Raw genomic sequence first — 23,241 nt, 5'->3', positions numbered from 1 at the left:
TAATTTTATTGTGATTTTCGAATAGCGGATGAATGATTTTATTCGATGCCCAGATTGACTTCTTTGGCATCTTTACTGAACTGAATTTCTAAATCCTGTTGTAATTTAGTTGCAATATTTGGGTGTGACTGCATCAGGTTTTCTTTTTCCTCAGGATCTTTTTCGAGGTTAAAAAGTTCGAAAACTGTTGGTGCATTTTTGTGTCGGGTACGGATTAATTTCCAAGGTTTTTCTATAATGCTTTCTTGTAAATGTCCCCTAATGTAAATTTGCTGATTTGGAATAGAATCATTGTTTTTAATGGCATTCCAAATGTTTTTTCCTTCTACTGTTGCCGGAATCGTTTTGGCTCCGGCCAAAGTTAAAATAGTTGGCATTAAATCATTTACTGAAAAATAATTTTGGTTCAGAGAATGGTCTATTTTATTTTTCCAATAGACAATTGCAGGGACTCTTACAGCTCCTTCATAATTAGTAGTTTTCCAGTCACGAAGCGGATAATTACTACCCAAAACATCATTAGCGGCATGTCTTCTCTGGTATTGATTACCCGGAATCCATTTGTCCATAGCACCGTTATCACTCATAAAAATGACTATGGTGTTTTGATCTAAATGTTGTTTTTTCAGTGCTTTTAAAACTTGTCCAATGCTGTAATCCAAGTGAGACATGGCGGCGGCAAAATCTCTTCTGGAGTTGTTTTTGATAGTTTTTAGATAAGGTTTCTTCCATTTATCTTCTTCCTGTAAAGGAAAATGTGGGGCGCTGTAACTCAATTGGATGTAGAAATTTTGGTCTGAATTTCTTTGGGTTTTCAACCAGTTGATGGCTTCTTTTTCTACTAAATCGGTTACATGACCTTTTTCGGTGATGAAAACACCATTTCGATGCCAACTTGGGTCGCCGTTTTTGTATTCATGACTGTATTGGTCAATTTGTCCGTGCAAAAAGCCATAAGAATAATCAAAACCATAGGCTTTTGGTCCGCTGGACGGATTGAGTCCTAAATGCCATTTGCCAAACAAAGCAGTTTGGTAATTTTGCTGATGCAAAGCCTGCGGTAAAGTGATAACATCATTAGGCAGACTTAAATTACTTTTATCGCTTATAGGTGCTACAATCCCCATACGGCTGGAAGGTCTTCCGGTAAAGAAACTGGCTCGAGAAGGGGAACAGGTTGGAGCGGCATATAAGCGGTTGAGTTGTGTTCCGTTTTTGGCCAGCCAGTCAATATTCGGGGTATGAATTTCCGAACCGTTATAGCCCACATCATTCCAGCCGGCATCATCAGCAACGATTACTACGAAATTAGGCTTTTTGTGTGAATCATTTGATTTTTCGATTGATTGACCAAAAGATAAAAACGAGTTGACTAAGACAAAGCTGCTGATGATGAGTCTGTTCATGAAATGTATTTTTAAGATTATTTACGGGTTTTTAATTGTAGTGAACTGTCGTTAATTTCGAATTCGTTGTTTTTAAGCATTAAAATGATTTCTGAACCGGCTAAAATTACAGGACCATAGCCATGTGCAGCAAAAACATTGATGGGACGATAGTAGTAAAAAGCAGGGTCAAATCCCATTCCGGTTCCTACGCAGGTGCCTTCAACCTGACCTTTGTTGTTTACTTTGGTAGCTACAGCATTCCACGCTAATAATGCTGCAGGAGCATAAGCGGCTTTGTCAATATAGCCTCTGTTAATGGCTCTTGTAATGGAATAAGCATAAATTGCTGTTGCCGATGTTTCCAGATAAGTATCATTGCGGTCAATTAACTGATGCCAAAAACCGGTTCCGTCCTGATAAGCAACCAATCCTTTGATGTGTGCTCTTAATTGGTTTAAAACCATATTGTACCCCGGGTGGTCTTTTGGTAATACTTCTAGTAATTCGACTAAAGTCATCACGGCCCAGCCATTGGCACGAGCCCAGTGAAATTGAGGATGTTCTTCCATCGATTGCACCCAGCCATGCATGTATAAGTTTTTTTGGCTGTTGAACATTCTTTCGGAAAATTGCTTCACTTGTTTTACCGCATCATCATAGTATTTTACATCTCCGGTTAGTTTCCCCATTTGTGCCAAAGCAGGTACGCCCATAAACATGTCGTCCAGCCATAAGGTATTCGGTTGCGGTCTGTTTCTGGCTAAAGTTCCGTCGGTTAAGCGAAATTCCTTATTGCTGATATAATCCATGAAATGGTCAATCAAAGGTTTTAGATCCGCTTTTAATCCGGCTCGTTGTGCTTTAATCATGGCAGCAGTAACAGCACCGCCGTCATCTAAAGCGTGTGGCATTAAAAAGCCGTGAATAGGTGAAGGAAATTTGTTGTTTTTAGCCAGTTGTTTTTTGTAATAAGGAGCAATATCTGCCATTAATTGTAGGCGTTTATTGGTGTAATCGGCATATTTTTGATCTCCGGTTGCTTCGGTAGCTAAGAGCATAGCGGCATAGGTTACTCCCCATTCGTAGCTGGTCAGTCGGAAAGTTCCGGGCGTAAAAATGCTGTTTTCGTCCAGCTTTTTTAAATCCGTAATGGGTTGTTGGGTTTTACTGTTGATTAATCCCGCCGGGGTTGTTTTTTCAAGGAAATCATATATTTTGTCAATAGTTGCTTTGATTTCCTGAGGGGTTTTGGCACCGTAAGGAGTAGGATAATCAGGTTGTAAAAGATGCAGGGGAGTAGTGGCATCATTTACAGGGTTTTGTGCCGAAGCGTTAAAAGGAATCGTAATCATAGCAGAAGCTACAGCCATTTTGATTCCGCGGGTAATTAAGGTGGTTTTCATTTTGGTTTGGTATTAATGGTTTGATAGTTTGTTTTTAAGTAAAGAAAAATTTTAGGTTGGTTATTTTACGGCTACATCCCAGACTTTTGAAAATTTAGATTCGCCTTTTGGACCACGAATTTTTAAAATTACAACATATTTTCCGGCTTCTTTGTATTGGTGAATTGGATTTTGTTCAGAAGAAGTGCTTCCGTCACCAAAATCCCAATTCCAGGAGTTGATTTCTCCTTCTGATTCATCTATAAAAGCGATTTCCCGTTTTTCCATATTGATGATTTTATGCGTCCATTTGGCTTCAATTTCTTTTTTGAATTGCGCTTCCAGAGGCATTAGTTTAAAAGGTAAAGCGAAAGAAGCATTTCCGTACATAGTGTGTTCTTTGGAAAGGTTCCAAAAACCATTATTTTCGGTTTTATTTACATCGTCATAATCGATTACTGCCCAGCAAAGGCCAATGTTTTTGTTCTCTTCTAAAATAGATTCGATTGCTCTTGAAGGATCATTTCCTGCATAATCAAAAGGAGTAATCCAGAATTCCAACGTTAATTTTCCAGCCTGTCCCGGTTTGAAATCGTAATGATAAGCAGCATTGGCATAAGGTAAATTTTTAATCCAAGGCTGGCTGCCCCAAACCATCGTCCAGTCTTTTTCTACGGCGGGAGTAAAAATATGATAGTTTTGTGCATGAACGCCATGATAGGAAAAATAAGCCGCCATCGTATTGGTCAGGCTTTTATTTGGGTGAAAACGATCAATAAACGGACCACCGGATTGATCGGCATCGATTATTAGTTCAAAGGTGTCATTATGTAATCCGGACGAAGAAAAATCCCAATAATCATCATAGGCTTCATAGAGAAAATACAAACGATTGAGTCCTTTTACCCATCCCACTTTTACACTAATATCCAGATTTTTAGGATCGGCTTTCGGTTGTTTGCCACTGTCATCCCATAATTCATTCATGCCCACAACGTAATTTTTGGGAACTATTTTCCAATCGTTTGTATTTCCGTCAATCGTCGGTATTTTATTGGCAGGAAATTGAAAAATTTGAAAACTTCTGTTGTCTTGTGCTTTTATTTGAAAAATAATAGCTAAAACGGCACAGCAGGACAGCAGAAATTTATTTTTCAGGGCTTGGTAAAAGAATGTCTGGCGTAAGCTAATCATGATGTTTTTAGATTTGTTTTTCTTTAAAGAGACCGTTGTTTTGACTCAAAAAAATCATAAATTTTGGCAGCATTTTCAAAAAGCAGTTTTTAAATTCCTTTTAAGAAATGGTTTTTATTAAAAAAAGCCCTAACAGTTGCCAGGGCTTAGAACTAAAAAACTCACACTAAAACTAAACTAAAAACTAAATTTATAACTATTCAAAAAAAGAATTTGTTGTAAATTTTTGAACTATTCAATATTACTATTGTTTTTTTTATTTAGAATCCTGTACTGTCCTGCTTTTGTGAAAATTAATTTTGAAATGGAGTAATAAAAAATACCCCGACATTTCTGACGGGGTGTTTTGGTAATTTTAAAAGAAAAACTTTTAGATGTATTGGTTAATAATGTTTTCAAAAAGCTCTTGTTTACCACTTTGCAATTGCAATTCTCCGTTTTCCTGAGCGATTTTGTATAAATCTTCTAAACCTAATTTTCCGTTTTCGAAATCTTTTCCTTTTCCGGAATCAAATGAGCTGTATCGTTGCGCTCTTAATTTGTCATAAGGTGAAGAGGAAATGATTTTGTCAGCAGTCAATAAGGCTCTTGCAAAAGTATCTGCACCACCAATATGAGCTAAGAAAACATCTTCCATATCGGTTGAGTTTCTTCTGATTTTAGCATCAAAATTAACTCCTCCGCCTTGCAATCCGCCAGCTTTTAAGAAAACTAACATCGCTTCGGTAATTTCCTGAATGTTGTTTGGAAATTGGTCTGTATCCCAACCATTTTGGTAATCCCCACGGTTAGCATCCAAACTTCCTAGCATTCCAGCATTGGCAGCCACTTCAATTTCGTGTTGGAAAGTGTGTTGTGCTAAAGTTGCGTGGTTTACTTCGATGTTGATTTTGAAATCTTTCTCTAAACCATATTTATGTAAAAATCCGATAGCCGTTGCCGAGTCAAAATCATATTGATGTTTCATTGGTTCCATTGGTTTTGGTTCAATGAAGAAATTTCCTTTGAATCCTTGCGCACGGGCGTAGTCTCTGGCTTTGGCCAAAAATTGTCCCATGTGGTCTAGTTCACGTCCCATATCTGTATTTAGCAAAGACATATAACCTTCACGACCTCCCCAGAATACATAATTTTCACCACCCAAAGCAATTGTCGCATCAATCGCCAATTTTACCTGTCCACCAGCTCTTGCCAAAACATTAAAATCCGGATTGGTTGCTGCTCCGTTCATATAACGTGGATTGGAGAAACAATTAGCAGTTCCCCAAAGCAATTTCACCCCAGAAGCAGTCTGTTTTTCTTTTACATATTCAGTAATCAGAGCTAAATTAGTCTCTAAATCAGCTAATGAATTTCCTTCGCTTACCAAATCTACATCGTGAAAGCAGTAGTAATCAAAACCCATTTTAGTGATAAATTCAAAAGCGGCATCTGCTTTGTCTTTAGCTGCCTGAATAGGATCATTAGCCTGATCCCATGCAAAATTTTGAGTTCCGGGACCAAATGGGTCAGAACCCTGTCCGCAGAAAGTATGCCAGTAAGCAATTGCAAATTTAAAATGCTCGCGCATCGTTTTTCCGGCTACAATTTGTTCCGGGTTGTAATATTTGAATGCTAAAGGATTGTCTGATTCTTTTCCTTCAAATTTAATTTCTCCAATACCTTTAAAGTATTCTTTGTTTCCGATTAGTGCCATTTTTTTTTATTTTTAGTTATTTGTTTATAATGTATTCTAATTCTTTTTTCCAGTTTTGATAGGCTTCCTGATAGGGTTGACTGTTTTGCAACGGCATATAAGTCATGACGTGGTCGTTTTTGATGATATTGTTACCAAAGGTTTCGTAATCGCCGTCGATTAAACCAACTGCTCTCGCTGCTCCTACGGCTCCGGTGGTGTTGTAAATTTCTATTTCGTGACCAATGAGTGTGGCAACTGTATTTGAGAAAATTTCGGAGCGGAATAAATTGTCGTTTCCGGCACGAATAACGTTGATTTGAGCGTTATCATTTTTCAAAATTTCCATTCCATACACAAATGAGAAGGCAATTCCTTCCAGTGTGGCGCGGTACAAATGCCCGTGGCTGTGTTTGTTGAGGTTCAGATTCAGGAAATGACTGCCGATGGTTTTGTTGTTAAACATACGTTCGGCGCCGTTTCCAAAAGGAATCACCATAACACCGTCAGAACCTACAGCGATTTCTTCGGCTTTTTGATTCATGTTTTCATAAGAATCTAATCCGCAATGGTTGCGCAGCCAGCGGTATTGAATTCCCGATCCGTTGATACATAATAATTTTCCCACGGTTGGTTTTGATTGTGTATAATTTACATGTACAAAACTGTTAATTCGGGAAGATTCTTTGGATTTTAACTGATCGGTAACCGCATAAATCACTCCGGATGTTCCGCCTGTTGCAGCGACTTCACCGGGTTTTAAAATGTTTAACGAAAGGGCGTTATTTGGCTGGTCACCGGCACGGTAAACCACCGGAATTCCAACAGGTAAACCGGATGCCGCAGCTCCTTTTTCGTCTAAAAAACATTGGTTGGTAAAATTCTCTACAATTGTTGGCGTTAAAGAATAATCTATTCCATAGTATCTTAAAAGCCATTCGGCAACTTCATTTTCTTTATAATCCCAAAGCATACCTTCCGAAAGACCGTTTTTGGTAGTGTTGATTTCGCCGGTTAACTTAAAGGCAATGAAATCACCCGGAAGCATGTATTTGTGAATTTGATTGTAAATTTCAGGTTCGTTGTCTTTGACCCAAACTAATTTGGATGCGGTAAAATTTCCGGGAGAATTCAGCAAATGAGAAGTACATTGTTCTTCTCCGATTTCTTCAAAAGCGTGGTCGCCAATTTCAACAGCGCGACTGTCGCACCAAATGATGGAATTGCGCAGTGATTTCCCTTCTTTGTTAACTACTACCAAGCCGTGCATTTGATAAGAAATACCAACACCGGTTATTTTGGAAGCATCAATACCGGCTTCTTTGATGGCTCTTTTGGTAGCTATACAGCAATATTCCCACCACATTTCAGGATCCTGTTCGGCCCAGTCCTTGTGATAAGCAATAATTTCCATTTCGTTAGCCGGTTCATTAAGGCTAATGATTTTTTTTCCTGTTGCCGCTTCTACGATGGCGACTTTAACGGAAGAACTTCCCAGATCGTATCCTATGTAATACATAATTTATAATGATTCGCGTAAAATTAATTTAGTTGGTATGTATAGTTGCATTGGTTCTTCATTGCTGATGAATTCCGCCGATTTGCTTCCTAAAGCTTCAAAATCGGTGGTTATAACAGAGATTCCTTTGTAGATGAATTTCTTCATCGGGGTTTCGTTGTAGGATAGAAAGCCAACATCCTTTCCGGGTTCTAAATTTTTCTCCCGACACTGTTCCAGAAAGTTTCCTAAAATCCGGTCGCTAACACTAATGTAGGCGATTCCCTTTTCGATATTAAAATCTTTTGGATTGGTAATGATTTGATATTTGAAATTAAAATCAGTACAAAAGTTTTTAAAATAAGTTAGTGTTTCTTTTGGGTGAAAAGTATATGTTGGATACACAAAAACGATTTCAGAATATTTTTTAAAAAAGCTTTCCCCTTCTTTTAAGGCTTGATAAAAGGCTTTGCCAAAATCCTGAAAAACATAGTTGTTTTTAGATTTTGAATGAATGTTCCAGTCAATTAATAACAGTTTTTCATTTGAAATTACTGAAAGGGTTGGTGCAATTTCTTTATGATCAAAAGTCATTACTACATATTTGTAGTATTTTCCAATGCTATTGTTAATAATAGTTTTGAAGTTATCTATGTTATAGTGATGGAATTGAACATCAACAATAATATTTTCGGACAGATTGTTTACAAAAGAGTGGTAGAGCACTTCTTTGTAAGCTTTGAAAGTGTCTAAAACCAAAAGTACTTTTCGGGTTTCGCCTGCTACAAAATAACCTTTGTTTGGGACAGAATCAATGATTTTTTGTTCTTTTAAATAAGAATAGGCTTTGAAAACAGTGTCTCTTGATAATTTGTTTTTGATGCAAATGTTGTTTACCGAAGGAAGTTGATCTCCTTTGGCTAAAATGTTCTCGGCAATCGCATTGTTAATAGCGTCCACGAGTTGCTGGTACTTTGGCGTATCACTGTCGTGATTGATTGTAAAGTTAAATGATTTTTCCATGCTGTTCTGTTCCGGTATGCAAATATAGATTAGTTTTTGTTTTAAAAAAATATTTTTAGAAAATTTCTAAAAAAAATCAGCCTCATTTTCTAAAAAGAAATGAGGCTGGAGTTTAAAGTTGTTGTACTTTGTTAGAGAAATTATTTTAGAAACCAATGCTGTTTCCGCCATCAACAGGCAGGACAGTTCCGGTTACATATTTAGATTCGGCTGTAGCAAAGAAGTAGGCGGCGTCGGCAATATCATCCGGCTCTCCTAAGAATCCCATAGGGGTACGTCCTAAAACTTTGTTTTTTCTTTCCGGATCGTTGTCTAGTGCTTTGGCAGACATTTTAGTTTTGATAAATCCCGGAGCAATACAATTAACACGAATCCCGAATTGTGCTAATTCGACTGCCATAGCGCGGGTCATAGCTTCAATAGCTCCTTTGCTGGCCGAGTATCCGATAACTTTTGGGATTCCGTATTGCGAGGCCATAGAACTGATATTGATAATACTTCCGTTATTTTGTGTTTTCATGTTTTTTACTACTTCGCGGCTTACGGCAAAAACACTTAAGAGATTGGTGTGAATCACAGATAGAAAATCTTCGTCAGTAACATCGGTGAATTCTTTTTTTAAATTGATTCCCGCATTGTTAACAAGAATGTCTATTGGTGCTTCTTTACAAAGTTCGGCAATCATGCCAGGGATTCCTTCCAGATTATTTAAGTCAAAAATAACCGGAATCGCATTCGGACCAATTTCGTTGCAGGCAGCTTCTGTTTTGTCTTTTGTTCTACCTATTATATAAGTCTTGATTCCGTTGTCGCATAATTTTTTTGCAGTAGCAAAACCCAAGCCTGAGTTTCCTCCGGTTACAATAGCTGTTTTTGTATTCATGTGTGTGCTGTTTATATTTTACGCCAAAAATAGTCGATTTTTTTTATTGGTAAATGTTTTCTGTTGTTGTGCGGGTTTGTGCTTGAAATTTATTTAGTGTAGTGATTTGATTTTTAGTTTGTTGCTTTTTTTGATTGGTTGCAAATAAATAAATAATGTTAGTGTTTATTGGGTTGAATGTTTTTTTTAAGTATTTAATCTTATAAAAAAGAAGTGTAAGCAAAGTGTTAAAGATATTTTCCTGTTGTTTCCTGTAGTTTTCTAAAAAAATATAAAATAAGTGTTAATTTGATATATATAGCTTTTTGAATTTTAACAATATGTTGGCAATGTGCTTTAGTTTCAATAAATATGGAGGATTTACTATTGCTAAAATACTAACATAAAGAATGTATTGTGTGTATTTATTATGGTTTTTTTTTATATATATAATAAAAAACAGGATAGTGCAGGATAGATGTGAAAAGTTGAACCTATAAATTTGAAAAGTTAAAAAAAACACAAATTAATTTATTCACCATTTTATAAAGCTAACCAAATAATGAAGAGAAAATTTAACTATTTATTAATTCTACCGCTGCTGGCTTTGTTTGCCAGTTGTAGCCGAGACGCATTTAATGAGTTCTACGGTCGCCCTGATTATCTGGAAGATCCTATTTATCAGCAGTTGGAAGCCAGAGGGAATTTTAAAAATTTAACTACTTTAATTGAAAAAGCCGGTTATAAGGATATTTTAGGGAAAGCAGGGTATTGGACTATGTTTGCTCCTAATGATGCTGCTTTTGAACAGTATTTTCAGGATAACGGAATATCTGATGTAAGTGAGGTTGATGACGCTACCGCTTCTAAAATTGTAAAATATGCCTTAGTTTACAATAAGTTTAGAGAAGATCAGCTTTCAGATTATCAATCCTCAAGAGGATGGGTTGAAAATACCGGATTCAGAAGAAGAACTGCTTTTTATGACGGTTTTGTTTCAAAAACGATTAATGGATTACCTAAAGTAATTGTTGGTTCTAACAGAAACGGAGTAACTTATTATATTCCAGGTGATAATAATAATAAGTATGTAACCTATTTTGCTGAGGATTACTTTACAGAGCGAGGTTTGACTGCAAATGATTTCAATTTCTTTTATCCTGGTGCAGAATATACCGGTTTGAATCTTTTTGATGGAAAGGTTACTGAGGCAGACATTGTTGCCGAAAATGGAGTGATTCATGAGGTGGACAAAGTTAATCTTCCAAAACTAAATTTAGACCAATACTTAGAAGGAAATTCTAATTATAGCACCTTTCGAAGTATAATGGAAGATTACTTAGTTAAGTATGTTTTTGATCAGTCAGCAACAACGGCTTATCGTAATTATACAGGAAAGTCAGATGATGTCTTTGTGAAAGTTTATGATCCAACCCTTGCTTTTGCTCCTAATAATGAGAATTATTTAAAAGCGGAAGATAATGATGGTCAATCGGAAGCTTATACGATGATAGTTCCTGAAAATAATGCTTTACAAGAATTTATAGATACAGTGTTGTTGAAGCATTTTGATAACGTAGCTCAGTTGCCAATTTATGTTTTTCAGGATTTCATAAATGCTCATATGGTTCAGGGGGTTGCATGGCCTTCCAAATTCGGAGATTATAATAATTATTTAAAAGAAGATTTAAGATTCAATATCAATACTGATATTACCGATAAAAAAGTGTTGAGTAACGGATTCTTTTATGGTTCAAGTAAGGTTCAACATTCCGATTTGTTTTATAGTGTTTATACTTCGGCTTATTTAGATCCTAAATATTCTTTTGCGACCAGAATTTTTAATGATGGTTCGGGATATAGAGATATGATTAGTAATATTCATCAAAAATTCACTATTTTCTTGCCTTCGGATAATGTTTTAAGAGGTTTAGGTTTTGAGTATAATTCACTTCGTCAGGAATGGGTTTATGTGAATCCTTCTAATGGAACAGCTGACGGAGCTACAGCAGCAAGAAACCGATTGGTAAGATTATTATATAACTGTATTGTTTATACGCCTAATGGGGAATTGGATAATATTGCGAATTCTTCAGGAGTAATTCGCACAGGAGATTATGATCTTCCGGGAGAATACATTAGATATGACAATAATAGAATTCAGGCAGCAGGTAATATTGAGAAAGGTACTTATGCTACTATTGTAGGTAGTGATGTTCAGGAAAATGGAACGGCTTATTACATTGATAATGTACCACAATTTTCTATTGATTATCCTGGTTTACAAGGTAAAGTAATTGAGCGTTTGGCAACTTCAAATACGGAGTTTAATAGTTTTTTTCAGTATTTAAGAAATTCTTCAGTCTATAACAGTTCTACAGGGAAAATTGAGGGAATTGAACTAGGTACATCCTGTACTTTTGTAGTTCCTAATAACGCAGCTATTGCCAGAGCAGTCTTAGATGGGGAACTTCCGGCTTCTAATAATCCCGGAACTGCAGGAGAAAGAGATGTTGTGGCTGATTTTATCCGTTACCATATTATTGTTAACGCAACAGCTTCAAATGACGGATTGGTTACCGGATTACGTGAAACCTTAAGGAAAGATGAATTTGGAGAAAAAACTTATGTGAATATAGCGAGTTCAGGAGGTTCATTGTCTTTTAAAGATGGTACACCTGAAGCTACTTCAGGTGGAAATCCAGCGGCTAATTTTATTTTGGCCAGTAGTAATAACTTAGCAGATAGATCCTTAATTCATTTAGTAGATAACTATCTTAAATTCCCTAAACCTCAGCAATAAAATGAAACAATATATTTATAAAATTACATTTGCTATATTATTTTTGGCAGCCTTACCGGTAATTGCGCAACAACAGCCTGCAACTTTGTTGGTTCGCGGTCAGGTAATTGATGCTTCTGACAATCAAACGATTCCGGGGGCTACTATTGCTGAGCAGGATTCAGATAATAGAACCGTAGGGGGTGTTGTAACCGATTTTGATGGAAACTTCGCCATTCGTGTAAAGAATCCAAATAATAAATTACAAATATCAACTATCGGTTATAAAACTAAAACGGTAGCTATCAATGGTAAGACCTCTATTAAAATTTCTTTAGTATCCAGTACAGAACAATTAAAAGAAATTGTGGTAAGATCAGAAAAAATGTCAGATAATGGTTTGATGAGTATTGCCGATCGTAACCGTACTACCGCTGCGGTTTCTATTAACGCTGCCGACTTGGAAAATACTCAGGCAGCTTCTATTGATGAAGCTCTGCAAGGACGTATGCCAGGGGTGGATATCGTTGCGAATAGCGGGGATCCCGGAGCAGGGATGCAAATTCGTATTCGTGGTACTTCTTCTATTACAGGTTCTTCTGATCCATTAATTGTGGTGGATGGAATGCCTTATGAAACATCTGTTCCGGATGATTTTAACTTTGGGTCGGCTGATGAACAGGGTTATGCGGCTTTATTGAACATTGCTCCTTCAGATATTGAAACGATTACCATTTTGAAAGATGCCGCTGCAACGGCAGTTTGGGGAGCTCGTGCTGCCAGTGGGGTTTTGTTGATTACTACCAAACGAGGAGGGGTTTCTGCACCTAAAATTTCCTATAGTTTTAGAGGGTCTTATTCTAAATTGCCTCCTACTATTCCAATGTTAACAGGAGATCAATATTCACAGTTAATTCCGGAAGCATATATGAACAGAAACGGAGTGCCTTTGAATACACTTACGGTTAAAGAGTTTCAATACGATCCGCAAGATGTATATTATTATAAAAATTACAGCCAAAATACCAATTGGATAGACGCTATTACGCAAACTGCTTTAACAGGAGATCATAACCTTTCGCTTCAAGGAGGAGGTGAAAAAGCCAGATATTTTACCTCTGTAGGTTATTATAAAGGTAGAGGAGTTACTATTGGAACTGGTTTAGAGAGATTGAATGCCCGTTTAAATTTAGATTATGTAGTATCAGACCGTATTCGTTTTCGAACCGATATTGCTTATACCCATTCGGAAACCTTACGTAATTATGTAAATAGTTATGGTACTACAGATAGAGACCGATTAAGAGGGGTAGCTTATACAAAAATGCCAAACATGAGCATTTATGAATACGATGAAATGGGAAATTTAACGCCTAATTATTTTACACCAGCTTCCAATGTACAGGGAACTTATTCAGGGACTTATAACCCGGTAGCGATGGGTGAGTATGCTTTAAATACCCAAACAGAAGATCGTATCGTACCTCACTTTAATGTAAAAGTGGATCTTATTCCGGATAGATTAATTTCAACTTTTGACATACAATTTGATTTCAGGGGATTAAAAGTACACAACTTTTTACCTCAGAGTGCAACCGGTAGGCCATTTACAGAATCAGTAGTAAACCAAGCGGGGGATTCTGATTCTGATGGTGTTGGTATTACAACCAAAACTAATTTTGTTTATACACCAAGTATTGGAAAGAATCAGACCTTACAGGCCTTATTGTCTTTACAGTCTAATGATTATCGCAGTTCTGGTCATTATGCAATGGTTACCAATACAGCTTCGTCTTTATTAACTGATCCTTCTGTTCCTGGAAGGACATCTGGTTCAGGAACCGCTTTGTCAAACGGAAATGGACAATCAAGAGATGTAGGTGCTTTAGTAAGCTTACAATATGGATTGTTAGATCGTTATATTGTTAACGTAGGTTTACGTGGGGATGGGAATTCAAAATTTGCTGCGAATAACCGATATGGATTGTTTCCATCTATTTCTACCCGTTGGAGAATTTCAGGAGAGAAATTTATGGAAAAATTTACCAGTATTGATGATTTAAGTATGAGATTGAGTTATGGTCATTCGGGTAGAGCACCGCGTTATGATTATCGTTTTTTTAATGTATATGATAATTACAATACTCAATATTTAGGACTAAACGGAGTTGTTCCCGGTAATATGGAGTTAAGTAATTTGCGTTGGGAAAAATTAATAGGTACTAACTTAGGTTTTAACTTGCAAATGTTTAATAAGCGTTTGTCTATCGATGCTGAGATTTATCGTAATACGACTAAAGATATGTTGTTTAGAGATCTTGATATTAGTTCGGTTTCTGGTTATTCTAGTATTTCTGATCAAAATGTTGGTAGTATGCAAAATCAGGGATGGGAGATTGGTTTAAACAGTACTCCTTATAAATCAAAAAAATGGAGAGTAGATTTTAATTTTAATATTTCTGCTAATCAGAATACAATTAAAGAGATTTCTGAATATTATCCAAGCGAAAGCGGGAATACCGATAGAAATGGGCAGTTCAAGCGTTTTCTACAAGTTGATAATCCTTTTGGGTCGTTTTATGGATACCGTTTCAAAGGAGTTTATACTGATTTAGAGGCTACAAAAGCCAGAGATGCTGCCGGAAATATTATTACAGGGCCAAATGGTCAGGAAGTATTTATGCGTTTTAATTATCCAGCAGTTGATTATACTTTCCAACCAGGGGATGCTATTTATGAAGACATTAATAAAGATGGAAATATAGATAGCCGTGATGTGGTTTATTTAGGAAACAGTAATCCTAAATTAGCCGGAGGTTTTGGACCGTCAATAAGTTATGATAAATTTAAATTGTTGATGTATTTTACCTATCGTTTGAATTATGATATTGTAAATGGAACTGAAATGAATACTACTAATATGTACGGATGGAGTAATCAAAGTACAGCCGTTTTAGCCAGATGGCGTAATCCTGGCGATGTAACTAATATGCCCAGAGCTGTTTTTGGTTCAGGATATAACTGGTTAGGTTCTGACCGTTATGTTGAAGATGCTTCTTTCTGTCGTTTACGTTCGGTAACACTTAGTTATAATTTAGGGAAAAAATTGTTGAAAAAGTTAAATTTAGAGGATCTTCGTTTTTGGGTAACTGCTGATAATTTATACACATTTACGAAATATACCGGTCAGGATCCTGAAGTAAGTATGAAGGGTGGAGATCCTTTTGGAATTGCAATCGATGGAGAAGCTACACCACCTACTAAACGTTTCACATTTGGTTTAACAACACGTTTTTAATACAAAATATTTGATTTATGCGAACTAAAATAAAAACAATAATAGTCTTATTTATCCTGTTTGTTTCGGCAAGTTCCTGTGATAATTATCTGGATTTACGCCCTGAGAATGGCATTGTACGAGATGAATTTTGGAAAACAAAAGAGGACATACAGGCAGCAGTAATAGGAATTTATTCCTCAATGTTGAATTCACCACCAGATGTTAGTGATTTAACATTGACTGAATATCTTTTTATGTACGGGGAATTAAGAGGAGATATGTTACTTGCAGGTCCTAATATAAGTGAGGATCAAAGAGATATTATGAACGCGAATATTATCGCCTCTAATGAATTAACATCCTGGGCCGCTTTTTACAGAACTATTAACTATTGTAACACGGTAATCGATTTGGCTCCCGGAGTACGTAATGAAGACCCAACATTAACCCAAACACAGTTGAATCATTTTCTTTCTGAAGCTTTGGCGATAAGAGGGTATTTGTATTTTACTTTGGCGCGTACTTTTAAGGATGTACCTCTGAAATTAAAAGCTACTTTGACAGATCAGGATAATTATCAAATTCCTGTAAGTACTCAGGCAGAGGTTTTTGCTCAGGTAATTAAAGATTTAAAATTAGCTGATGAATATGCTGTTGCAGATTACGGAGATAATGCTTCAAACAAAGGACGTATTACTACTTATGCTATTAATGCTATGTTAGCTGATGCGTATTTATGGACAGAAAGCTATCAGGAAGCTTATGATGCTACTAAAAAAGTGACAGATTCAGGAGAATTTGCTTTGATAGAAGCTTCAGCCTCAACCTGGTTTAACAGTGTTTTTGCTGTAGGTAATTCTTCTGAAAGTATTTTTGAGTTTCAATATACCACCTCAAATTTACCTCCTTTTTACAATATTTTTCTCCAAAGACCACAATTTAGAGCTGGGGCTTTAGTAATGGAAGAGGTTTTTGGAATCGATTTTGATGATCCGGTAAACACAAAGGATATTCGTGGAGATAGAGCGTCATTGGTGGGTGCTACCGGAGAGATCTATAAATTTACTGGATTGAATAATGAAGAGCGTAAAGCTTTACAGGATTCAGATACGCATTGGTTTGTGTATCGTTATGCTGATGTATTGTTAATGCAGGCTGAAGCTTTGGCGAGATTACAAGGTCAAGGTCAAGAAGGTAAGGGACAAGAGGCTCTTGATATTATTGCTGATCTTAGACTAAAACGTAAAGCACTTCCTCAAACAGAACAGAATGTAAGTGCAGCGGAAGCAGAAGCTATTATTGATTACATTTTGGCTGAACGTGCTAGAGAATTGGCTTTTGAAGGGAAACGTTGGTTTGATGTGTTGCGTATTGCCCGTGCTAATAATTATGCCCGTTTGAATTTGTTAATTGATTTAGCGGTAAAAACAGCTCCACCTAATCAGCAACAGTCTATTATTGCTAAATTAAGAGATTATAACAGTCATTATTTACCAATTAATACATATGAACTTTATACCAATAAAGCTCTTGAGCAAAACCCGTTTTATAAATAATAAAAAAATAAGTCATGAAAAGATTATTAAGATTACCTAGTGTGTGGAGACTTACTTTATTGTTTTTGATCACTTTAGTTATTCAAAGTTGTTCAGAGCAAAAAATAAAAGAAAGTACCGATGAAACTCCAAATATTACCGAGTTTATAAGAGCTAATCCGGATTATTCTCTTTTTTTAGAAATTTTGGATATTACTAATTATGCCTCCTTTATGAATACCTATGGGACTTATACGATGTTTTTGCCTACCAATGAGGCTGTAGAGGAGTATATGAGTGATTTGGGAGTAAATTCTTTATCACAAATTCCATTAGATGATTTACAGGCTTTAGTTAAATTACATATCCTGGAACAAAAGATAAATACTACTGAGTTTACTGATGGAAAGCTGGCCACTCCTAGTATGTATGGACAATATTTAATTACCGGAGCTGCAAATAATAATAATGTTTCCAGTACAACGGTTAATAAAACAGCAAATATTGTTGTTTCGAATATTGAAACAGGTAATGGAATTATCCATGTGATTGATCAGGTTTTACATGTAGCTACTAAAACTTTAGCAGAGCGTATTGAAGCCGATCCAAATCTTTCATTATTTACAGAGGTTTTAAAAGCTACCGGATGGTATGAAAAATTAAATAAACCTATTACTTCGGATGAGAATAATATAAGTAGTTTTTTAACTGTTTTGGCTCAGTCTAATGAAGTGTATAATACTACTACATGGAAAAATCCGGCTAATAATCAAACAATAACGTTGAATACTTTAGAGAATTTAAAATTAAGATATAGTAAACCTATAGGAGATAATCCGGCAGATCCAACTAATCCTGCTGATAGTTTGAATTTATATGTGCAATACCGTATTATACCAGGCTTAAATTATCTGGCTGATTTTGCTACTACTCCCGTATTTTTAACAAAAGCTCCTCTGGAAGTAATCAGTTCTAAGTTAAAAGGACAAAATATTTTATTGAATGAGGATGTTTTTAATGGTGTTCTTGAAGAAGGAGTTGGAATGATAAGAACATTAAGCGATGAGACCTGTTCTAACGGGGTGTTGCATTATGTAGATGAAAATTTCTCTATTAAAAAACGTTTACCATCTCCTGTTTATTTTGATTTGTGTGACCAGCCGGAATATGCAAACAATACCGCTAATTACCGAAAGGACGGAGGATCGAGTTTTGGATTTGCTAAGGGACAAATGACCGACGTAATCTGGACAGGAAGTAGTAGTTATACTTTAGATTGGAATCCTTATGGAACTGCAACTAATGGAGATCTTTGTAGAGCTTTTCGTTTCCGTGTAGGTTCTGGAGGATTAAATGACATTGAGTTTACTACTCCGGTAATTATCAAAGGACGTTATAAAATTTGGGTTTCTTATTGTCAAAATCCTAGAGCTTCTATTGATACCAAGGTGTTTTTTAATGGAGTACAAACCTCCAGACTTATTAATCAGCGTGAGTCTCCAAATGACCCTGCTGATCTTACAAGAGGTTTGGCAGACAGAGTATTGGAATCGCAGGGGTATAAACGTTATATCTTTCCACATGTTCAATCCAGCAGATTGTATTCCAGATTAGCAGGTATCGTAGAAGTGGAAACAACCGGAAGACATAAAATTAAATTTGTTACCACCACAGGTTCAGGTAGTGGAGGGAATGATGCAGACAGATGGGATGTTGTTGAATTCCGTCCTGTAGATATGGACCAAATATGGCCGAAATTTCGATCAGGATACAAGAATCAGCCAGGTCAGGCAAGTGGGAACGACTTAAATGGAGATTATTTGATTTCCAGAGAAGAGGCTGACAGAGGTGATAATGGAAATAGTGGTTATTAAAATTATAATAGAATATAAGTACAAACTAATCAACAACAAATGATATCATTAAAAAATAACTATAAAAGATTATTTGCCGGTGTTTTAGCACTGGCAGTAATCTCCTGTTCTAACCCTTGGGATGATCGTGAAAACAATGGCGATGCAAACCTGAATGTTACTTTAACAGAAGCAATTTCTAATAGTTCCGAAATTTCGCAATTCGCAGCTTTATTAAAAGAAACAGGTTACGATAAAGTATTAGCTGCATCTAAGACGTATACTGTTTTTGTACCAACAAATGCAGCTATGGCTGAAGTAGATACTGCGATATTGGATGATGCTGATGCATTGAAACAATTTGTAGCCAATCATATTGCTTTAACGGCTTATTCTTCGGTGCGCTCTGAAGATGTTCGTGTAAGAATGTTGAGCAATAAATATTTGGATTTTGAAGGAACTTCTGATATAGACGGAGCTACTATTATTACTGCGGATCATTATGCAGCAAATGGAGTGTTTCATATTATTGATCATGCCTTAACCCCAAAATTAAATATTTGGGAATATGTAAATTCTCAGGCAGGTAACTCGGCTATGGCTGATTATTTGCTGAGTTTAAAAGAGTTTAGTATTTATAAATCTGATAGTATTGCTAAAGCTCTTTCCGAAGAGCAAGGCGCGGGTTATCGTGCCGATTCATTGACTAATTCTTATTTAAAGAATGTGTATAATTTGAATAATGAAAGAAATAATTATACGCTTTTCTTAATGAAAGATGCTGGTTATTCTACAGAAGTTGATAAGATGAAACCTTATACGATAAAAACTTCTAATGATGTAGATAGAGATTCAACAGCAATTTATGCCAATTATTTTACTGCTAGAGATTTGGCTTATGCCAAAAAATATAAAAAGAGTGAATTACCGGCTTCCTTAGTATCGCGATTTGGAGTTGAAGTACCAATTGATCAAACTAAAATTATTGAAGAAATTCATTTAAGTAACGGAATTGTTTACATTATGGATCAGGTGGAAGTACCTCTTAGCAGTCGTTTATTAACAAGACAGATTGAAGGAGAAAAGAATATAAGTTATGCTAATGGTGCTCGAAGTGCAATTAAATATCGTGATAAGAAGGATAATTCATTAGCTTTTTATCCAGAACCAACATTATTTTATGATGTAATTGTGACTAATCCAGGGACCGCTTTGTTTATGCTAGACTATAGTGCAAAAGATTTATACAGTACAACTTATAAAGTGTATTGGAGAGCAATCAATGATTTTCAGACTAATGTTATCAATCAAAGTTTAAGAGTAGCTGGAGATTTTTTGATTGAAGGGGACACAAGGACAGTTTCAGATAAAGTCGGTGATTTTGGACCAATAGCTGTTCAACCCAATGTTTATACAGAGGTTTATATTGGTGAGTTTACATTGGATTCAGCACGTGATTTAAATGCAATTTCACTTATCGCTGCAAATACAACCACAAACGGAAATAACTCGCTTACATTGGATTATTTGAAATTTGTTCCTGTTATTAAATAACATCTATAAAAAAACAGTTATGCTAAAAAATATAAAAATAAGCTGCTTAGCGGGTCTTTTTTTTGCCGGTGGTCTTTATCTACCAATGTATGCGCAGGAAACTCAAAAGCCAAAAACTACAGCAAATACAACTATAAATAATAAAACAAAAGGGATTTTGGTAAAAGGGGTGGTTAAAAGTGCTGCCAATAATAAAGCTTTATCCGGAATCAATGTTGCTGTAGAAGGGTTTTCTTCAGCAATTACCAATGACGATGGAAGTTTTGAAATTAAAGTACCTAATTTGGAAGCCTTGCTTAAAATTAGTGGGGAGAATTACCAAACTGAAGTTCATCCTTTGCGTAATCAGAAAGACGGAATTGAAATTTATTTAAGTGAGCCAAATTATGCAGCTGCTTACCAAATCGCAGATATGGCACAGGGTTCTAAAATGCAATACAACAATACCCATGCTGCCACTGTAGTTGATTTTGATAAAGACCAATGGTCTAATCCGCTTAATGAGTCCGTAGGAGGTTTTCTTCAGGGGAAAGTAGCAGGTTTAAATACAGTGCGTAATTCCGGAACTCCTGGTACAGGTAGTTATTTATCACTTCGTGGAATGACCTCCTTGTATGGAACTAATAAACCGTTGATTGTTGTAGATGGGATGATCTATGATGATGAGGATTATGGTTCAGGAATTATTCAAAATACTTCTTCATCACCATTAGCTAATATTGATGTAAAAGATATTGAAGATATTACCGTAATTAAAGATGGATCTTCATTATATGGAACTAAAGGAGCTAATGGAGTGATCAAGATTACTACAATACGCCCAACAGAGTTGACTACCAAAATTGATTTTACGATGTATGGCGGAGTGAATCAGGCTCCGGATCAATTGCCATTATTGGGAGCTAATGGGTATCGTACTTATATGTCACAATTAGAAGCAAGTAGAGGTTTGACACAGTCGCAAATTGCTGCTTTGCCTTATATGAATGATGAGGTAGGTTCAACTGGTTATTATGCTTATCATAATAATACGAACTGGCAGAATGAAGTCTTGAAATCCAGTGTAAATCAAAATTATTATGTTAAGATTCGTGGTGGAGATGATATTGCAAAATTCGGATTATCGGTAGGTTATTTGGATAGTAAAGGTACTATCGATAAAACAGAGAGTAAGCGTTACAGTACCCGTTTGAATGCTGCATTAAAATTGACCAATAAATTAACTGTAGATGCTAATTTATCTTTTGTTCAAAATCAACAAAATCAGTGGAATCAGGGCGCTTCTTTTACAAGCCCGTTATATTTATCCTTGACAAAATCACCTTTGCTTACTAAGCAATTAGTTGATGATGTAGGTGAGGTTTCTCCTAATTTAGCTGATGTAGATTATTTTAACATTGGAAATCCTAATGCCATTTTGGAAAATGGTTTTGGATTGAATAAGAACTATCGTTTCTTTGGTGATTTGAAATTTACTTATGCCATAAATAAAGATTGGGATATCAGCACCATTTTAGGTTTGACTTATAATAAAGAGAGAGAAACTTTCTTTATTCCGGACTATGGTATAGCTTCTTTTGTTTTACCAACAGCTATTGGCACTAATCAATCCGGTAGTGAGGTTCAGCTTTACAAAAGTATTTATACCGATACTTATGCTAATTATATCAAGCATATCAATAATGATCATAATTTTAATGCCCGTTTTGGGGTTAGAACCCAAAGTAATAAATCGGAAAGTGATTTAGGTTTAGGTTTTAATTCTTCTACTGATGATTTTACTACAGTTGGGGCAAGTTCCAGCTTATTGCGTCAGGTTGGGGGAGCTTTAAATGAGTGGAACTGGTTAAATATTTATGCTAATGCCGATTATAATTATCGAAATAAATATTTCCTGACTACTAATTATGCAGTAGATGGTTCCAGCCGTTTTGGAGATAAAATGAATGGAGCTAATAAATATGCTTTGATGTCCTCATTGTCAGGAGCCTGGATGGTTTCTTCAGAAGGATTTATGAAAAATATGAAGGCTGTTGATTATTTAAAATTGAGAGCTAGTTATGGTTACAGTGGAAATAATGATATAGGGAATTTTGCAGCTCAACAATATTATGTGTCTCAAAATTTTCTTGGAATGCAAGGTTTAGTAAGAGGCAATATTGCAAATCCAGACTTAGAATGGGAAACAGTAAAGAAATTTAATGTAGGTGTCGATTTTGGGATTTTTAACGAAAGATTAAATGCTTCCATGGATTATTTTACTAACAGAACTCGTAATATGATTGTTTATAAATCAATCCCAAATGCTACAGGTTTTGATTTTATGCCTGTTAATAGTGGAGCAATGCGTACAACTGGTGCTGAATTAGCATTGAACGCCCGTGTTATCAAATCTACTGATTTTACTTTTGATTTGGGTATTAATCTGAGTCGTTATAAAAATGAAATACAAGGCTTACCTGATGGTGATATCTTGACTCAGTTTGCTGGTGCTACTTATTTGACTTCAGTGGGTAAGGATGCTAATTTATTCTATGGATTGAAATCTTTGGGTGTGTTTAGTACTACTGCAGAAGCAAATGCTGCAGGTTTAAATAAGCGTTTGGAAAACGGTAATTTAGTTCCATTTGAAGCAGGGGATATGCATTATGCAGATGTTGATGGTAATAATATTATTGACGAAAATGACCGCATGGTAATTGGAAATCCAAATCCGGATTTAACAGGTAATGTTTCGGCTAATTTTACTTATAAGCGTTTTAGTTTACAGGCTTTGTTTAATTTCTCAGTAGGAAATGATATCTACAATGGCTTACGTAATAATTTAGAGAAAATGAGTGGTTACGAAAATCAAACTGTTGCTGTAGCTAATCGATGGAGAGCCGAAGGTCAACAAACGGATATTCCTAGAGCAACCTGGGGAGATCCAATGGGGAATGCAGATTTCTCAAGTCGTTGGATTGAAGACGGTTCTTACTTAAGACTAAAAACCTTAGTTTTAGGTTATGACTTTAAAGTGAATGATGCTAATTATGTTAAGTACATTAAACTTTATGCAACGGCTAATAACCTGCTAACTTTTACGAAGTATTTAGGTTATGACCCTGAGTTTAGTCCTACTTCATCAATTTTTGGACAGGGAACAGATATTGGTTTAGCTCCACAGTTCAGAACACTTCAGTTAGGATTACGTTTAGGACTATAATTTTTTAATT

General features: G+C 35.9%; 13 protein-coding genes. 6 read left to right on the top strand and 7 right to left on the bottom strand.

Going from position 1 to position 23,241, the window contains the following annotated elements; all coding sequences use genetic code 11:
• Positions 1–38: 38 nt before the first annotated feature.
• The 7 genes from B6A10_RS03505 to B6A10_RS03475 all read right to left on the bottom strand — a co-directional run bounded on the left by B6A10_RS03505 (position 39) and on the right by B6A10_RS03475 (position 9,043).
• Positions 39–1,406 (bottom strand): sulfatase-like hydrolase/transferase, encoded by a 1,368-nt coding sequence (locus B6A10_RS03505; RefSeq protein ID WP_188219728.1) that lies wholly within the window; start codon positions 1,404–1,406, stop codon positions 39–41.
• Between the two features lie 17 nt (positions 1,407–1,423).
• Complete coding sequence (locus tag B6A10_RS03500; RefSeq protein ID WP_231633690.1) at positions 1,424–2,791, bottom strand: glycoside hydrolase family 88/105 protein; 1,368 nt, start codon at positions 2,789–2,791, stop codon at positions 1,424–1,426.
• 60 nt (positions 2,792–2,851) lie between these two features.
• Entirely contained in the window at positions 2,852–3,964 is a 1,113-nt protein-coding gene (locus tag B6A10_RS03495; protein ID WP_188219727.1) for a PKD domain-containing protein, read from the bottom strand.
• A gap of 370 nt (positions 3,965–4,334) precedes the next feature.
• Positions 4,335–5,660, bottom strand: a complete 1,326-nt coding sequence (gene xylA / locus B6A10_RS03490; RefSeq protein ID WP_055094445.1) for a xylose isomerase — start codon at positions 5,658–5,660, stop codon at positions 4,335–4,337.
• A 16-nt stretch (positions 5,661–5,676) separates the two neighbouring features.
• Positions 5,677–7,158, bottom strand: a complete 1,482-nt coding sequence (locus B6A10_RS03485; RefSeq protein ID WP_188219726.1) for a xylulokinase — start codon at positions 7,156–7,158, stop codon at positions 5,677–5,679.
• 3 nt (positions 7,159–7,161) lie between these two features.
• Entirely contained in the window at positions 7,162–8,160 is a 999-nt protein-coding gene (locus B6A10_RS03480) for a GntR family transcriptional regulator (RefSeq protein WP_188219725.1), read from the bottom strand.
• A gap of 145 nt (positions 8,161–8,305) precedes the next feature.
• Entirely contained in the window at positions 8,306–9,043 is a 738-nt protein-coding gene (locus tag B6A10_RS03475; RefSeq protein WP_055094451.1) for an SDR family NAD(P)-dependent oxidoreductase, read from the bottom strand.
• A 541-nt stretch (positions 9,044–9,584) separates the two neighbouring features.
• Between B6A10_RS03475 and B6A10_RS03470 the strand changes: the two genes are divergently transcribed.
• The 6 genes from B6A10_RS03470 to B6A10_RS03445 are packed head-to-tail and all read left to right on the top strand — an operon-like array spanning position 9,585 to position 23,231.
• Positions 9,585–11,825 carry a fasciclin domain-containing protein gene (locus B6A10_RS03470; RefSeq protein WP_055094453.1) on the top strand — a complete coding sequence of 747 codons (2,241 nt, stop codon included), beginning with the start codon at positions 9,585–9,587 and terminating at the stop codon, positions 11,823–11,825.
• A gap of 1 nt (position 11,826) precedes the next feature.
• Complete coding sequence (locus B6A10_RS03465) at positions 11,827–15,102, top strand: SusC/RagA family TonB-linked outer membrane protein (RefSeq protein WP_055094455.1); 3,276 nt, start codon at positions 11,827–11,829, stop codon at positions 15,100–15,102.
• Between the two features lie 17 nt (positions 15,103–15,119).
• Positions 15,120–16,640, top strand: coding sequence for a RagB/SusD family nutrient uptake outer membrane protein (locus B6A10_RS03460; protein WP_055094457.1), 1,521 nt, complete (start codon positions 15,120–15,122; stop codon positions 16,638–16,640).
• A 14-nt stretch (positions 16,641–16,654) separates the two neighbouring features.
• Positions 16,655–18,493 (top strand): fasciclin domain-containing protein, encoded by a 1,839-nt coding sequence (locus tag B6A10_RS03455; RefSeq protein WP_084817154.1) that lies wholly within the window; start codon positions 16,655–16,657, stop codon positions 18,491–18,493.
• A 39-nt stretch (positions 18,494–18,532) separates the two neighbouring features.
• Complete coding sequence (locus B6A10_RS03450) at positions 18,533–20,026, top strand: fasciclin domain-containing protein (protein WP_055094459.1); 1,494 nt, start codon at positions 18,533–18,535, stop codon at positions 20,024–20,026.
• A 19-nt stretch (positions 20,027–20,045) separates the two neighbouring features.
• Complete coding sequence (locus B6A10_RS03445) at positions 20,046–23,231, top strand: SusC/RagA family TonB-linked outer membrane protein (RefSeq protein ID WP_055094677.1); 3,186 nt, start codon at positions 20,046–20,048, stop codon at positions 23,229–23,231.
• Positions 23,232–23,241: the final 10 nt, after the last annotated feature.

It is taken from the genome of Flavobacterium pokkalii (genome assembly GCF_014596575.1).
GTDB classification, from domain to species: Bacteria; Bacteroidota; Bacteroidia; order Flavobacteriales; family Flavobacteriaceae; genus Flavobacterium; species Flavobacterium pokkalii.
This window is presented reverse-complemented; position numbering and strand designations above follow the sequence as displayed.